The sequence below is a fragment of the Achromobacter sp. 1011811831 genome (genome assembly GCF_059760905.1).
Genome location: NZ_JCBANG010000049.1, coordinates 32384 through 46110 on the forward strand (window position 1 = coordinate 32384; position 13727 = coordinate 46110).

The 13727-nt window shown below is 63.1% G+C and carries 15 protein-coding genes and 1 tRNA gene; 7 read left to right on the forward strand and 9 right to left on the reverse strand.

Features of this window, described 5'->3' with window-relative positions; all coding sequences use genetic code 11:
* Positions 1-388: 388 nt before the first annotated feature.
* The 3 genes from AC6LJ9_RS18460 to AC6LJ9_RS18470 all read right to left on the reverse strand — a co-directional run bounded on the left by AC6LJ9_RS18460 (position 389) and on the right by AC6LJ9_RS18470 (position 3245).
* Positions 389-1045 (reverse strand): imm11 family protein, encoded by a 657-nt coding sequence (locus tag AC6LJ9_RS18460; protein ID WP_498148697.1) that lies wholly within the window; start codon positions 1043-1045, stop codon positions 389-391.
* A 510-nt stretch (positions 1046-1555) separates the two neighbouring features.
* On the reverse strand, positions 1556-2212 hold the full coding sequence (locus tag AC6LJ9_RS18465) for an imm11 family protein (protein WP_498148698.1): 657 nt from the start codon (positions 2210-2212) through the stop codon (positions 1556-1558).
* 274 nt (positions 2213-2486) lie between these two features.
* Positions 2487-3245 (reverse strand): hypothetical protein, encoded by a 759-nt coding sequence (locus AC6LJ9_RS18470; RefSeq protein ID WP_498148699.1) that lies wholly within the window; start codon positions 3243-3245, stop codon positions 2487-2489.
* A gap of 2 nt (positions 3246-3247) precedes the next feature.
* Here AC6LJ9_RS18470 and AC6LJ9_RS18475 point away from each other — a divergent pair, with 2 nt between their 5' ends.
* Complete coding sequence (locus tag AC6LJ9_RS18475; RefSeq protein ID WP_498148700.1) at positions 3248-3433, forward strand: hypothetical protein; 186 nt, start codon at positions 3248-3250, stop codon at positions 3431-3433.
* 136 nt (positions 3434-3569) lie between these two features.
* Here AC6LJ9_RS18475 and AC6LJ9_RS18480 read toward each other — a convergent pair whose 3' ends face one another.
* The 5 genes from AC6LJ9_RS18480 to AC6LJ9_RS18500 form a co-directional block, all read right to left on the reverse strand.
* Positions 3570-4172 carry a hypothetical protein gene (locus tag AC6LJ9_RS18480; protein ID WP_498148701.1) on the reverse strand — a complete coding sequence of 201 codons (603 nt, stop codon included), beginning with the start codon at positions 4170-4172 and terminating at the stop codon, positions 3570-3572.
* 450 nt (positions 4173-4622) lie between these two features.
* On the reverse strand, positions 4623-5186 hold the full coding sequence (locus AC6LJ9_RS18485) for a hypothetical protein (protein ID WP_498148702.1): 564 nt from the start codon (positions 5184-5186) through the stop codon (positions 4623-4625).
* Between the two features lie 258 nt (positions 5187-5444).
* Positions 5445-5521, reverse strand: a tRNA-Pro gene (locus AC6LJ9_RS18490).
* Between the two features lie 137 nt (positions 5522-5658).
* Entirely contained in the window at positions 5659-6624 is a 966-nt protein-coding gene (gene ispB, locus AC6LJ9_RS18495; RefSeq protein WP_498140369.1) for an octaprenyl diphosphate synthase, read from the reverse strand.
* Positions 6625-6908: 284 nt separating this feature from the next.
* Positions 6909-8093, reverse strand: a complete 1185-nt coding sequence (locus AC6LJ9_RS18500; RefSeq protein WP_498148703.1) for a fumarylacetoacetate hydrolase family protein — start codon at positions 8091-8093, stop codon at positions 6909-6911.
* A gap of 138 nt (positions 8094-8231) precedes the next feature.
* On the opposite strand from AC6LJ9_RS18500, the gene AC6LJ9_RS18505 reads away from it, so the two are divergent.
* The 5 genes from AC6LJ9_RS18505 to proB all read left to right on the forward strand — a co-directional run bounded on the left by AC6LJ9_RS18505 (position 8232) and on the right by proB (position 12455).
* Positions 8232-8990 (forward strand): IclR family transcriptional regulator, encoded by a 759-nt coding sequence (locus AC6LJ9_RS18505; protein ID WP_498148704.1) that lies wholly within the window; start codon positions 8232-8234, stop codon positions 8988-8990.
* A gap of 343 nt (positions 8991-9333) precedes the next feature.
* Positions 9334-9645, forward strand: coding sequence for a 50S ribosomal protein L21 (rplU, locus tag AC6LJ9_RS18510; RefSeq protein ID WP_103271416.1), 312 nt, complete (start codon positions 9334-9336; stop codon positions 9643-9645).
* A gap of 35 nt (positions 9646-9680) precedes the next feature.
* The gene (gene rpmA / locus AC6LJ9_RS18515) at positions 9681-9941 is read left to right on the forward strand and encodes a 50S ribosomal protein L27 (RefSeq protein ID WP_006216229.1); all 261 of its coding nucleotides are present in this window, start codon (positions 9681-9683) and stop codon (positions 9939-9941) included.
* Positions 9942-10125: 184 nt separating this feature from the next.
* Complete coding sequence (gene obgE / locus AC6LJ9_RS18520) at positions 10126-11262, forward strand: GTPase ObgE (RefSeq protein WP_498148705.1); 1137 nt, start codon at positions 10126-10128, stop codon at positions 11260-11262.
* 56 nt (positions 11263-11318) lie between these two features.
* Positions 11319-12455 (forward strand): glutamate 5-kinase, encoded by a 1137-nt coding sequence (gene proB / locus AC6LJ9_RS18525; protein WP_498148706.1) that lies wholly within the window; start codon positions 11319-11321, stop codon positions 12453-12455.
* Here the strand turns inward: proB and AC6LJ9_RS18530 are convergent.
* Entirely contained in the window at positions 12424-13143 is a 720-nt protein-coding gene (locus AC6LJ9_RS18530) for a winged helix-turn-helix domain-containing protein (protein ID WP_498148707.1), read from the reverse strand. The genes proB and AC6LJ9_RS18530 overlap by 32 nt on opposite strands.
* A 79-nt stretch (positions 13144-13222) precedes the next feature.
* Here AC6LJ9_RS18530 and AC6LJ9_RS18535 point away from each other — a divergent pair, with 79 nt between their 5' ends.
* Positions 13223-13669, forward strand: a complete 447-nt coding sequence (locus tag AC6LJ9_RS18535; protein ID WP_498148708.1) for a helix-turn-helix domain-containing protein — start codon at positions 13223-13225, stop codon at positions 13667-13669.
* Positions 13670-13727: the final 58 nt, after the last annotated feature.

Sequence of the window (13727 nt, forward strand, 5' to 3'; positions counted from 1 at the left end):
TCCATGCCATTCATTGGATTTCATGCCGCTGCTGTACTGGTCGTCATAAACGGTCATGACCCGTCGGAGGAACTCCGAATAAGCAGGATGATTGCCAGTATGGGTCGCGGTACTGACGCGATCGCGCCCATCAGTGGCAGTAATTTTCTGTCCATCTATCTTTCTAGCGAGAGAAACACCGTTGACCGTGTAATCGCTCTGCGCCCAAAGACCGGTTTCCCGCATGGCCTGTAGCGCGCGCGAACCCTGGAAAACCGATATCGGAATAACATGATGGCCGGCATACTCAACCCCATCCAACTTGGGCAGGGACAGATTCTTGAATTCCCATTCACTTCTACTGCCGGCCATTTTTGGCTCCGAGCACATTGCGGTTGACGTCTTTGTCTTAAACCACTCTATCCACACACTTCTTGTCAAAAGACCAGCCGTCTAACCGCTCAGCCTTGAGAAAATCTCGCAACGCATCAGAGCAGAAGTACGTCCTCCAGGTCGTACTCACGGGAAGGTTTGGCGTCGTGCCAAAGTCTTGGGGCAGGCGCCAAAGATGGTGATTGCCGATTGCCCGCTTATTGACTACGCACTTCGCATCTGGACTCAGGGATATGTCTCCGCCGCTGCGCTCATACCCCTCTCGGCCCATGCCCTTGGAAAAACGAGTTGCCTCGATGACAACCGCATCCAAGCTCGGCGGCATGACCCAGTAGTACGTGCCGCAATGACACTCTCGACGCCGTTCATCCAAACCCCAGGTCTCGAATGACTTGAAGCGACAGTTTCCTGGCCCAAGCAATTCCAGTTTTTCCTTAACTGCTTCACAAACTAGAAACGGACCACCAAACCAGCCCATGATCGCGGGTGGCCCCGGCTTGCGACGCCTCTCGCCGACACGTAGCACGCGTGGCTCCGACCATATCGCCACTTCCGCGGGAGTGAGGGATTCACCAAAATCCACTTTGGCCTGGATGCCCATGTCCAGCGGGGGATCAAAATCCTTGGTCACGGATGAACCCGGTGCGACGCTGAGACTCAACAAATACGACATGCTTTCCTCCATCAAGATCCTGAGAACAGCAGCCACATGAAAGAAGTATGCATCCCTGCTGCGACATGGACTCCACAATGTTGTGAAAGCCCTGACGGGGTCAACCCCATACTTCTGGTTTCGCGTGACAGTAGACCAGCGTACGAAGGCCACAAACTCCCACGCCTACCATTCATGAACAACTGCCTCAGGTCTTGCCGCTTTCGACGACGAGCCTCACCAATCTCTCTCGCGCGTTTGCGCCCGGAGACAGCGCCTCCCTTGGCATGTGCGGCGCTTTCACAATGGCATGAGCTTGATGTGAAGACTTGCGGGGATACGAAAGCAAATCGAAAGGATCATGACTGAATCAGGCCGAATCCGGTGATCACGGTCCCAATCAAGCGCCTAGGCGAACTCGTCTGAAGACGGGGCTACTAATTTGTGTGCGAGGCATATCATGAGGACTAAAGATCATGGCCATGCCGATAAAGAAGCCACGCTGAGTTAAACGTGACGGTGAAACCGGGTCTATCCGCTCCTATCCACACACTTCTTGTCAAAGGACCAGCCGTCCAGCCGCTCTGTCTTGATGAAGTCGCGCAGTTCGTTTGAACAGAAATATGCACTGCTGCCCACGCTCCCCGGGTCATCGGGATCGGTGCCGTAATCGTCCGGAACACGCCATAGGTGATGATTGGCGACGATCTTTGGATCGATCACGCAGCGGGTATCCGGCAGCAGCGAAATTCTGCCGGCGCTACGCTTGTAGCCGTCCAATCCACGCCCCTTCGTAAAATCCGTTTCCTCAATGACCACCGCATTCAGGCGGGGAGGAAAGACCCAGTAGTAGGTCCCATAGGACTGATCACGTAGCTTTTCGCTCAACCCCCGAATCTCGAACGACTTGAAACGGCAGCTCCCTGGCGCAAGCGACTCCAGCTTTTTCTGGATGACCTCGCAAACCAGAAATGGACCCGTGAGCCAGCCCAGGACCGCAGGCACGCCACCTTTACGATGACGTTCGGATATCCGTAGCAGACGCGGGACAACCCATGCCGCTTCTTCTTCCGGAGATAGCAAAACACCGCAGTCCGCCTTGACCTGGATTGTCTCGTCCAACGGAGGATCGAATTCCTTGGTTACGGACGAACCTGGCGTGCTGCTGAGATTCAGCAAATACGACATGCGCTCTCCATCTCTTGCCCAGAACAGCGATCACATGAACATGAAAGGCGACCCCGCCCTTGGCATCGATTTTTCAATTTGATGGGGCTTCTTGAACACGCAATTTCACTTTCATGGCCTGAATTGACTGTACCCCGCCGTTTTACAGGCACTACATTGCCCCCCCAATGTCACGGAGCGCGACACATGACGGGAAGGCCAGCAAGAGTACGAAAGAGAATTGAAGGCATCGTGACAGAATCAGCCCGAAATCCGGGCCCACTGTCAGGCATGCTCAATCCTTCAATGTTCGTTTGATCGACATGACTTGACCAATCTGTTCAACCACTGTGCGATGTATTTCTTGCCAATTCTGCAATGACTGATATCTGATCGGATACTCGATGAAGACATACCGCTGGAGCTCCGCTCTCACCGTGCATCCCGTATCCTCAACGAGATTTCCAGCGGTGGCGCGATAGGGTTTGGTGCAAAAAAACAGGATCCTCTTTTCACCATCCCCGGGCATGAGAAGCGCGGTTCCCGTCTCACCCCGGTCAGACTCCTTCAGCAGCACGAGGCTGCCTTGCCCCTTGTTGACGGGCAATTCAGGAAGAGACATATAGCGATTGAAGGCCATGTCCGGCGTTTCAATGCCCGTGATTACACTGACCTCATATTTACCGTTCCTGAGATAGCTAGGCACTCCGGTGATTTCAGGAAGCCTGAGTCCAAAGGCGCCCAACTTTTCCTCAAACGAGTAATACGGCGTCCGCGCGAGCATGGAGGTCTCGCCGTGCACGCTGAAACTCAGTAGATCCTTGCACGCTGATTTGCTCTCTGCCTTGACCATGCAGACGTCAAAATCTATCGGCAAGGTGTCGCGTTGACAGCCGCTCAGCGCCAGTGCAGCCGTGGCGCATGCGACCACCTTCACCATGGCAAGCCTTTTTCCCATGGATAAATCGCCCTGATACCAATCGACCGCCATCACTGCCCCATATCGTTGCCCTTCCGTGAGCGGCTGCTTGTCCTTGTCACGGCAGAGTTTCACCCTTGGATTTCAAGCTCATCTTGCAGCGCCCATTGGACACCGGCCAGCGCGCCGCCCTCCAGATCAAGCTGCAACCCGCCATGAGGCCGGGTCGCCAGTTGCGCCCTGGAAAGTTCGCTCGTTCAAGCAAGCGAGACGTCAGTGTCGATACCTGGCTGCAATTGGCATTGAGTGCTATTCATATTTAAACCATGTGAGTATGAAACTTCCATTGCAGCCCGAAGAATTGAGATGGAGGCCCTAGCCGCTTCACTGGTCTTGCGCACGCTTGATATTGCGGGCTCACAGTAAGCCAGGAACGAGTCCACGGTCTTCATCGCTGCCTTAGTCAAGTCGGCGCTCATTTCTCTTCCTTATCCTCTCTACCCATTCGGCTAGAAGCAGCCCCAAGAACAACAAAATGAATGCGAAAAGCGCGAATCCCGGCGCGCTTTCCTTTTCCCACTGAAGATTTCGCCGGAGATGGTCCGAAGGCAGTTGCGATTTGCCGGCGTAACGTATGTCGACGACGCGGCGTCGTTCGACAAACAGATAGACAGGCTGAAGGAACCAGTCCACGGCGATGACCTTTCCGTCCAATCTCTGAGGATCGTCCTGACCGGCAAAACAATCCGGATTGGATCTGGAGTGCGGACTTTCGCAGCTGTAGTCCTTGCCCTTGACCATCAGCATGTAGCCGCGCTTGACTCGATACTGGAAATGCGCCGTTCCCTCATCGGTGAAGATGGCATCTTTGGCGGGATAGGCAGCAAAGTAGGCATAGCCGGCCGGAATCGCGAATCCAAAGACATAAACGGAAAGAAACATCAGCCGCACGCCGTTCTTGCTGCCGATTTTCTTCAGAATGCTCTTGATCCTCTGCACGCTCCGCCTCTCGCAATCGCGCTGTTCCTGCCGCAACAGCGGCACGGATGGCGCAACATCCATCCAGGCGTCACCATCGACCCCGACGACCGGCAGGCTTCGCGCACGCGCCAGGCTGCGTGCCTAAGCACACCCACGGTCTTCTAAAGGTGTGGAGAATACGAAAGCAAATTGAAAGCCTGGTGACTGAATCCGGAACGGCGTGGCGGGCGCTGTCACAATCGCTTGACATGCGCGGATGCGGAGCCGGACCAGGGCGATCGCCGCTTGATGCCGGATCCGGGATTGGACAACTCCACTTTCAAAAAGACGACCAGACCATGAATCTCTTCTGCCTTGGCTCCAAGCCACGATTCTCGCGACGGCTAGCCATGCCAATTATTGAAACTCGCTACAGCTTTGTACTGGTTATCGTAGGACGCCAGAACCTTCTGGAGAAGGTCCGAGCAGGCTGCTTGCCATTCCGCGCCGGTCCAGTGCTCAATGAGTCCGCCACGGACCAGGGCATGGACGCTACTCCCCTTCACGCCAACCAAATCTGCGTTCGTTTCTGATCCGTATCCTGTCCATCCACTCATAGAACAGCAGCATGAACAGCATCCCCGAGAAGGTGATCAAGGCGTCCGTGCCCGCGCTGTCCTTTTCATACTGAAGTCCCTTTTCCAGGAAATGTGGCGGCAACTGACTGACGCCGTCGTACCGTATGTCCGCCACCCGCCTGGCCAGGCCGAATATCGGGGCAGACTGATGGAACCAGAGGATCTCGACGGTCTTGCCCTCCAGCAATGTCCGCTTTGCCGGCGACTCGCTCACATTGAAACAATCAGGATCGGCGTTGAGATATTGCCCCGCGCAGGTGTAGTCCTTTCCGTCCACCATGAGCATGTAGCCCCGCTTCACGCGATATTGGAAATGGGCCCGTCCCTCCACGATCCGCATCTCGTCCTGGGTCGGCGGTGTTGCCAGGTAGACATGGAGGAAGGGAATGCCGAAGGCAAGGCAGTAGCCGCAAAGCAGCGCCAGCCGCACGCCGTTCTTGCTGCCGATTTTCTTCAGGGCACGCTTTATCCGCTGCACGCTCAGCCTCTCGGGACCGACTCCCGTCCATTCCGGCTGCGGTCGAGCCCGCGCGAGCGGACTCTCGCCCGCAGCGCGAGCATCAAAAGCGGGCAAGCATAGGCGCGGGAATTGAAGGCGCGATGACCAGATCGGGCGCGCCATGCGAGACGCTGTCACATACGGGCAGCGCGCAGACGCAAAAAAGCCGGTACGCTTGCGCGATACCGGCTCTTGCCGATGATGTCGGGTGCATCACCGAGAATTCGACCACATGAGTGGTCGGGGCGAGAGGATTCGAACCTCCGACTCCTGCGTCCCGAACGCAGTACTCTACCAGGCTGAGCTACGCCCCGATTTTGGCAAGTCCCACACTTCAGACTTGCGCACTTGCTTTACTGCTCTTGCTCTTGCTCTTGCTCTTGCTCTTGCTCTTACTACCAACTTGCTTCACTTCTGCAGGTTTGGCATCGCTGCCTCACCGCTTTTTTCGCTAGCGATCTCTGTTCACCGCGAAAGCGCAGAATTCTAACAGAGATTTTTGGAAAACGGAAATGGGGTAGTTCGACAGGGCATTGCGGGCCAGTTCGGCCTCGGCTTCGGCGGCCTGCATGGCGTGCTCCAGCGCGTCGGTGGCCTGGATGGCGGCGGCCACGGCGGCGAAGTCGGCGTCGCCCGTCTTGATGGCGTCGCGGATCAATTGCTGCTGCTCGGGCGTGCCCACTTCCATGACGCGGATCAGCGGCAGCGTGGGCTTGCCTTCGCGCAGGTCGTCGCCCACGTTCTTGCCCAGCGCCGCAGCGTCGCCGCGGTAGTCCAGCACGTCGTCGACCAGCTGGAAGGCGGTGCCGACGTGGCGGCCGTAGGCGGCCGCGGCGGCTTCCTGCTCGGGCGTGGCGCCGGCCAGCACCGCGCCGACCTGGGCGGCGGCCTCGAACAGCTTGGCGGTCTTGTAGCGCACCACCTGCAGGTAGCGTTCCTGCGACACGTCGGGGTCGTGCACGTTCAGCAGTTGCAGCACCTCGCCCTCGGCGATCACCGTGGTGGCCTCGGACAGGATGCTCATGATGCGCATCGAGCCGGCCTCGACCATCATCTCGAACGAACGCGAATACAGGTAGTCGCCCACCAGCACGCTGGCGGCATTGCCGAACACGGCGTTGGCGGTGTCGCGGCCGCGACGCAGGTCGGACTCGTCGACCACGTCGTCATGCAGCAGCGTGGCGGTGTGGATGAATTCCACCACGGCGGCCAGCAGCTGGTGATTGGTGCCTTCATAGCCCAGCGCGCGCGCCACCATCAGCACCATGGCCGGGCGCATGCGCTTGCCGCCAGCGCCGATGATGTAGTCGCCGATCGTGCGGATCAGGACCACCTCGGAATTCAGCCGGCTGCGGATAACCGCATCGACGGCCTTCATGTCGTCTGCAATGGGAGCGATGAGCGCGGGGAGATTCAAGACGTATCCGGATTGTGAAGCGAGCCGCGTGGCGGGCTCTTACCGCAAGGGCCCCGTCCGGCGGGCGGTCGGGGAGGATTCGACGGGGGATTATACGGGCTGGCCAAAACAGGGACGCGTCTTGTCCGTCCCTGGCCGCTCCCTGGACGGCGCCCGCGCGTATTGTCTTGTTGGCCCGCCCAGCGTGCCCCCCTGTTCCAGCCATCCCGATCGCGGCTCGCATACCGTCGCGTGACATGCGAGCCACGCCGGCCCGCGCGATCGCCCTGCGCCGCGCCCCGACCTCAGCCCGTGACGGCCCCCGCCAGCAGCCCCCGCCGCGCCAGGCTCGCGTACAGCGCCCGCAAGCCGAAGTCCCAGGGAGGAATGGCGTTGCACTCGCCCACCTCGTTGACCAGCGCGCCCAGCGGGCCGGAGGCGATCTCGACGCGGTCGCCCATCGCGTGGGTGAAGCCGCTGCCCGGCCCGTGCCGGTCCTGCGTGGGCGAGAACATGGTGCCCAGGAACAGCATGCAGCCGTCCGGGTACTGGTGGTGCGCGCCCAGGGTCTGGCGCACCAGGTCCAGCGGATCGCGGCTGATCTGGCTCATCAGGTTCACGCCGGCCAGCGAGAAGCCGTCGGACCCGTCGATGCGCAGCGCCACCTCGGCGGCGCGCACGTTGTCCAGGGTGAAATCGGCGTCGAACAACCTGATGAAGGGGCCGATGGCGCAGGAACCGTTGTTGTCCTTGGCGCGGGTCAGCAGCAGCGCGCTGCGCCCTTCCACATCGCGCAGGTTGACGTCGTTGCCCAGCGTCGCGCCCACGATCTGGCCACGGCTGTCCACGGCCAGCACCAGTTCGGGCTCGGGGTTGTTCCAGCGCGACTCGGGCAGCACGCCGATGCGGGCGCCGTAGCCGACCGAGGCCATGGGCGGCGCCTTGGAGAAGATCTCGGCGTCCGGGCCGATGCCCACTTCCAGGTATTGCGACCACTGGCCGCGCGCCACCAGCGCTTGCTTCAACGCCATGGCCTGGGCCGAGCCGGGCCGCAGCCGCGACAGATCCGAGCCGATCAGGCCCTGCAGGCGTTCGCGGACCGCCTCGGCCTGGCCGGCATCGCCGCCCGCCTCTTCCTCGATCAGGCGTTCCAGCAGGCTGACGGCGAAGGTGACGCCAGCGGCCTTCACCGGTTGCAGGTCGCAAGGCGCCAGCAGGCGGGCCGGGCCGCCGGCCAGGCTGGACGCCAGCCAGTCGCGCGCGTCGCCCAACGGCTCGCCCGGCGCTGAACGCGCCAGCTCGACGCGGTCGGGCCGCTCCAGCAGGTCGGCCATGGTCGGCGTCACGGCGGTGATGTCGAACATCCGGCCGCCGCGCACCGCCACCACGCAGGGGCCGTCCTGCGGCGCCGGGCGCCAGACGCGGCCGACCAGCAAAGCGCGGTCCAGGTCGGCGGGCAGGTGATGATCGGAAATGGTGGGAGCGGCCATGCGGGTTCCTTGGGTCCGAGTTTCGTCCGGGGGGTTGTTCGGTCCCAGGCGCGATGCGCCAGGGACTGCGTCCGAGTCTAGGAGCGGCTTGCCACAACGTCCAATATGCTAGATTTCTGTTCAACCTATTGGACACTCATGCCTGACACCGCCGACGTTCCCGCCATCCGCCGCGCCCACGACATCCTCAGGACGCTGGCCGCGCAACCGGGCCCGGTGAAGGCCTCCGAATTGATGCGCGCCTGCGGCCTGCCCCGCAGCACGCTGTACCTGCTGCTGGACAGCCTGGAGCAGCGCCGCTGGATCGAGCGCCGCGAGGGCGGCTACATCGTCGGCATCGAGCTGATGGCGCTGGGCGCGGCCTACCTGCGCCACGACAGCCTGCAGACCGCCTTCCACCGGGTCGCGGCGGAATTCGTGGCGCGCTGCAACGAGGTGGTGCAACTGGCGGCGCTGGACGGCTTCGAGGTGGTCTACCTGGCGCGCGAGGACGCCCGCCGGCCGGTGCGGCTGGTGTCCGATCTGGGGCTGCGGCTGCCGGCGCACGCCTGCGCGCTGGGCAAGGCCATGCTGGCCGGGCTGGATCCGGCCGAGCTGGACGCGCGCCTGCCCGCCGAGCTGGCCCGAGTCACCGAGCGCACGCTGGCCACGCCCGAGGCGCTGCGCCGCGAACTGGAAAAGGTGCGCCGCGACGGCCTGGCCCAGGACCGCGAGGAGGTCGCGGCCGGCCTGGTCTGCTTTGCCGCCTATGTGGGCGTGACGCCGCTGGGCAAGCGGCTGGCCGTCAGCACGTCCATTCCCTCTGACCGGCTCGATAATGCCCACCGCCAGGCCGCCATCGCCGGCATCCGTCAGGTGGCGCGCGAGCTGGCGAAGCTGATCGCCGCCCTGCCCTGAGGCCGGCGCGCCACAGCTAAACCCTTAGCCCGCAAGCGCTTTTTGACTTTCCATGACGGGCGGGCTAATATCCCGGATTCGGCTATTTCCTAATGGCCGAATTACGTCGGCACGTTCCGCAGCCCAAGCCCAGCCTGGATCGATCATCAGATCAGGCAGCGTCCGGTCAAGACAGAGTCAGGACGGAGTCAAGACCCGGTCGAGAGACCCGGTCAAAACCCAGTAGTCAGGACGGACGGCAAGAGCGAAGGCGCCGCCACTTTGCTGCATGCCATGCGCCTAGCATGTGTTTCAGCGGAGCCGGCAGTCGGACAGGCCTTTTTACCTATTTAAGGAACACCCCATGTACGCGGTCGTAAAAACCGGCGGCAAGCAATATCGCGTTGCTGCTGGCGAAAAACTCAAGATAGAACAGATACCGGCTGACATTGGGCAAGAAATCACCCTGGACCAAGTGCTGTCCGTGGGCGAAGGCGACCAACTGAAAGTTGGTACGCCTCTCGTCGCCGGCGCCGTGGTCAAGGCAACGGTTCTTGCGCAAGGCCGCCACGACAAGGTCAAGATCTTCAAGATGCGCCGTCGCAAGCACTATCAGAAGCATCAGGGCCACCGTCAGAACTACACCGAAATCCGCATCGAAGCCATCACGGCCTGAGAAGCGACTCGGTACCACATTAGCAGGAGCTAAAAATGGCACAGAAAAAGGGCGGCGGCTCTACGCGGAACGGACGCGACTCAGAATCGAAGCGTCTGGGCGTCAAGGCATTCGGCGGTGAACTCATCCCCGCTGGTTCGATCATCGTGCGTCAGCGCGGTACGCGCTTCCACGCTGGCGTGAACGTCGGCATGGGCAAGGACCACACCCTGTTCGCGCTGATCGACGGCAAGGTTCAATTCGGCTTCAAGGGCGCGTTGAACAAGCAAACCGTTTCGATCGTCGCCGCCGAGTAATTCGGCCAGGCACGCTCTGCGACGCGGCCCGGCCGCGTCGACGAACGGCGAAAGCCCTGCCGCATGCGGCGGGGCTTTTTTATCGCCGGCCCATTTCGGGCAGAATGGTTGATGGCCCGGCCATGACCCCCCCGGCTGCCGCCCTTATCGGCGCAGTCCCACACATACTTCACGCGCAGACATCATGAAATTCGTAGACGAAGCCACCATCGAAGTCGTCGCCGGCAAAGGCGGCAATGGCGTGGCGAGCTTTCGCCGCGAAAAGTTCATCCCCAAGGGCGGCCCGGACGGCGGCGACGGCGGACGCGGCGGCACCATCTTCGCCGTGGCCGACCGCAACATCAACACGCTGATCGACTTCCGCTACGCGCGCCTGCATCGCGCCAGGAACGGCGAGAACGGCCGCGGCTCGGACCAATACGGCGCGGCCGCGCCCGACATCACGCTGCGCGTGCCCGTCGGCACCGTCATCCATGACGCCGACACCGGCGAAGTCCTGTTCGACCTGAATCGCCACGAGCAGAAGGTCGTGCTGGCGGCCGGCGGCCAGGGCGGCATGGGCAACATCCACTTCAAGTCCAGCGTCAACCGCGCGCCGCGCCAGTGGACGCCCGGCAAGGAAGGCGAGCACCGCTACCTGCGCATGGAACTGAAGGTGCTGGCCGACGTGGGCCTGCTGGGCCTGCCGAACGCCGGCAAGTCCACGCTGATCACCCGCATCTCGAACGCCAAGCCCAAGATCGCCGACTACCCCTTCACCACGCTGCACCCGAACCTGGGCGTGGTGCGCACCTCGCCGTCGCGCAGCTTCGTGGTGGCGGACATTCCCGGCCTGATCGAAGGCGCCTCGGAAGGCGCCGGCCTGGGCCACTTGTTCCTGCGGCACCTGGCGCGCACGCGCGTGCTGCTGCACCTGGTGGACGTGTCCACGCCCGATCCCGACGCCGATCCGGTCGAGCAGGCCGTGATCGACGCCCGCGCCATCGTCGAGGAGCTGCGCCGCTACGATCCCGAGCTGGCTGACAAGCCGCGCTGGCTGGTGCTGAACAAGCTGGACATGGTGGCCGACCCCGAGGACACCAAGCAGCGCTTCCTCAAGCTCTACGACTGGACCGGCCCGGTGTTCGGCATCTCCGGCTTGTCGGGCGAAGGCACGCAGGACCTGATCTACGCGCTGCAGGACTACCTGGACGCCGAGCGCGAAAAGGACCAGCTGGCGCAGGACCAGGCCGACGGCACCTACGTGGCCGAAGACCCGCGCTTCGACGACACGCGCTCGGACGCCACGCCCAAGGGCGGCCAGACCGGCGGCGACGAATAAGCCATAATCGCAGCTTCATCCGATTACGCCTCTTCGCGCCGCAGTCCGCCCTGATCATGCCTGCCGAATCAACCGCCGTATCCGTCGTCTCCAACGCCCAGCGCATCGTCGCCAAGGTGGGCTCGTCGCTCGTCACCAACGAAGGCCGCGGCCTGGACCGCGCCGCCGTGGCCCACTGGGCCGCGCAGATCGCCGCGCTGCGCAAGCAGGGCCGGCAGGTGGTGCTGGTGTCCAGCGGCGCGATCGCGGAAGGCATGGCGCGGCTGGGCTGGCGCAAGCGGCCGTCGGTGATGCACGAGCTGCAGGCCGCCGCCGCGGTGGGCCAGATGGGCCTGTGCCAAGCGTATGAGGGCGCCTTCGCGGAGCACGGCCTGCGCACCGCGCAGATCCTGCTCACCCACGAAGACCTGGCCGACCGCCACCGCTACCTGAACGCCCGCAGCACGCTGTTCGCGCTGCTGCGCCTGGGCGTGGTGCCCATCGTCAACGAGAACGACACCGTCGTCACCGACGAGATCCGGCTGGGCGACAACGACACGCTGGGCGCGCTGGTCACCAACCTGATCGAAGCCGACACGCTGGTCATCCTGACCGACCAGCGCGGCCTGTACGATTCGGACCCGCGCAAGAATCCCGACGCCAAGTTCATCTCGCACGCGCAAGCGGGCGACGCCACGCTGGAAGCCATGGCCGGCGGCGCCGGCAGCGGCATCGGCACCGGCGGCATGCTGACCAAGGTGCTGGCGGCCAAGCGCGCCGCGCACAGCGGCGCGCATACCGTGATCGCCTCGGGCCGTGAACGCGACGTGCTGACCCGCCTGGCGCAAGGCGAGTGCATCGGCAGCGAGCTGCAGGCGGCGCTGCCGGTATGGTCGGCGCGCAAGCAATGGCTGGCCGATCACCTGCGCCTGCGCGGCCGCGTGACGCTGGACGACGGCGCCGTGCAGGCCCTGCTGCGCGAAGGCAAGAGCCTGCTGCCCATCGGCGTGACCGCCGTCGACGGCGAGTTCGGCCGCGGCGACGTGGTCGCCTGCGTCGACAGCGAGGGCCGCGAATGCGCGCGCGGCCTGATCAACTATTCGGCCGCGGACACCCGGCGCATCCTGCGCCAACCCTCATCGCAGATCGCCCGCATCCTGGGCAGCATGACCGAACCCGAGCTCATGCATCGGGACAATCTGGTCGTCCTGTAGCGTCCGCGCCCGCCTGCCCGCCCCGCGCCAGCAGGATGTAGCCCCACCCGCGCACCGCCAATACCGGCAGGTCGATATCGAGCCGCCGCGCCTTGCTGCGCAGCCGCGAGACCAGCACGTCCACGCGGCGCACGCTATCCCGCTCGACGGCGGCGTTGCGCGGCAGGAAACGCTCGCGCCGCAGGCAGTGGTCCGGCGCGTTGAGCAGGCGCACCAGGAAGGCGCGCTCGGTCGCGGTGAGCGGCAGCCGCTCGCCCGCCGGCCCCGCCAGCACGCGCGCGTGCATGTCCACGCGCCAGGCCGGCGCGGGACGCCCCGCGCCCTGCAGCCGCCGGCACAGCGTGCGCAGCAGCGCATCCCATTCGGCCATGCTCATGTCCGGCGCCGGGCAGGCGTCCGCGCCCGCGTCCATGGCCGCGATGCGGGCCTGCGCGCAGGCGTCGGCATCCTGCCAGGCCAGTGCAGCGCCTGGCGCGGCCCTGCGCGCGGCGGCGATGGGCGGCGAAGGATCGTCGTAGCGATCACGCAGCACGATCGCGTCCGTCACCTGCCCGGACAGGCGTTCGAGCAGCGCGTCCACCGACGCGAAGCAGTGGACGCGCCAGCGCAATTCACGCAGATCCTCGGCGAAATGATTACCCGCAATTTCATCGGATTGCACGACAAAGACGGTGCCTCTGTGCCACATGATCGACCCCTAACATGCATATTACCTAAGTGATACTTATAGCCACCAAGGTAAATTCGTGGCAAGCTTCAATCGCGCTGTGAAGACATTTTCAGACCGACTGAAGCACGCACGTCTCCTTCGCGGCCACACGCAAGAGGAGCTGGCTCGGCTTGCCCGAATCTCGCAAAGTGCAATCGGCAGCTACGAAAGCAGCCTGCGCCAATCGAGCCGTTCGGCGCGCAAGCTGGCCCAGGTGTTGAAAGTCGAACTCGAGTGGCTGGAGACCGGCAAGGGCTCGATGGAGTTGCCGCTGGACGGCTACGACCTCAGCAACACGCTGCCGCCGGCGAACGTGGCCGAGCCGTCGCAGCGCGCAGGCCGCAAGCCGCGTCCGCAGGCGCCGTGGCCCTTTCCGAATATTTCTCCGTCGCACTTCGACGCGCTGACGCAGGACGAACGGAACATGCTGGAAGCGCTGGTGCAAACCTTCATCGAAACCGCACAGGCGCGCCGCAGCCTGAAGCCGCGCCGCAAGCAAAACTAGCAACGCCGCCCTTCCCGCTGGCGCAAAAGCACAAAGCCCCCTTTTGCAGGGGGCTTTG

Bases quoted from the DNA above. Each gene is read 5' to 3' on its own strand.
- AC6LJ9_RS18460 (WP_498148697.1), bottom strand. From the start codon at position 1,045: ATGTCGTATTTGTTGAGTCTCAGCGTCGCACCGGGTTCATCCGTGACC.
- AC6LJ9_RS18465 (WP_498148698.1), bottom strand. From the start codon at position 2,212: ATGTCGTATTTGCTGAATCTCAGCAGCACGCCAGGTTCGTCCGTAACC.
- AC6LJ9_RS18480 (WP_498148701.1), bottom strand. From the start codon at position 4,172: ATGGATGTTGCGCCATCCGTGCCGCTGTTGCGGCAGGAACAGCGCGAT.
- AC6LJ9_RS18500 (WP_498148703.1), bottom strand. From the start codon at position 8,093: ATGGCCGCTCCCACCATTTCCGATCATCACCTGCCCGCCGACCTGGAC.
- AC6LJ9_RS18505 (WP_498148704.1), top strand. From the start codon at position 8,232: ATGCCTGACACCGCCGACGTTCCCGCCATCCGCCGCGCCCACGACATC.
- rplU (WP_103271416.1), top strand. From the start codon at position 9,334: ATGTACGCGGTCGTAAAAACCGGCGGCAAGCAATATCGCGTTGCTGCT.
- rpmA (WP_006216229.1), top strand. From the start codon at position 9,681: ATGGCACAGAAAAAGGGCGGCGGCTCTACGCGGAACGGACGCGACTCA.
- obgE (WP_498148705.1), top strand. From the start codon at position 10,126: ATGAAATTCGTAGACGAAGCCACCATCGAAGTCGTCGCCGGCAAAGGC.
- proB (WP_498148706.1), top strand. From the start codon at position 11,319: ATGCCTGCCGAATCAACCGCCGTATCCGTCGTCTCCAACGCCCAGCGC.
- AC6LJ9_RS18530 (WP_498148707.1), bottom strand. From the start codon at position 13,143: ATGTGGCACAGAGGCACCGTCTTTGTCGTGCAATCCGATGAAATTGCG.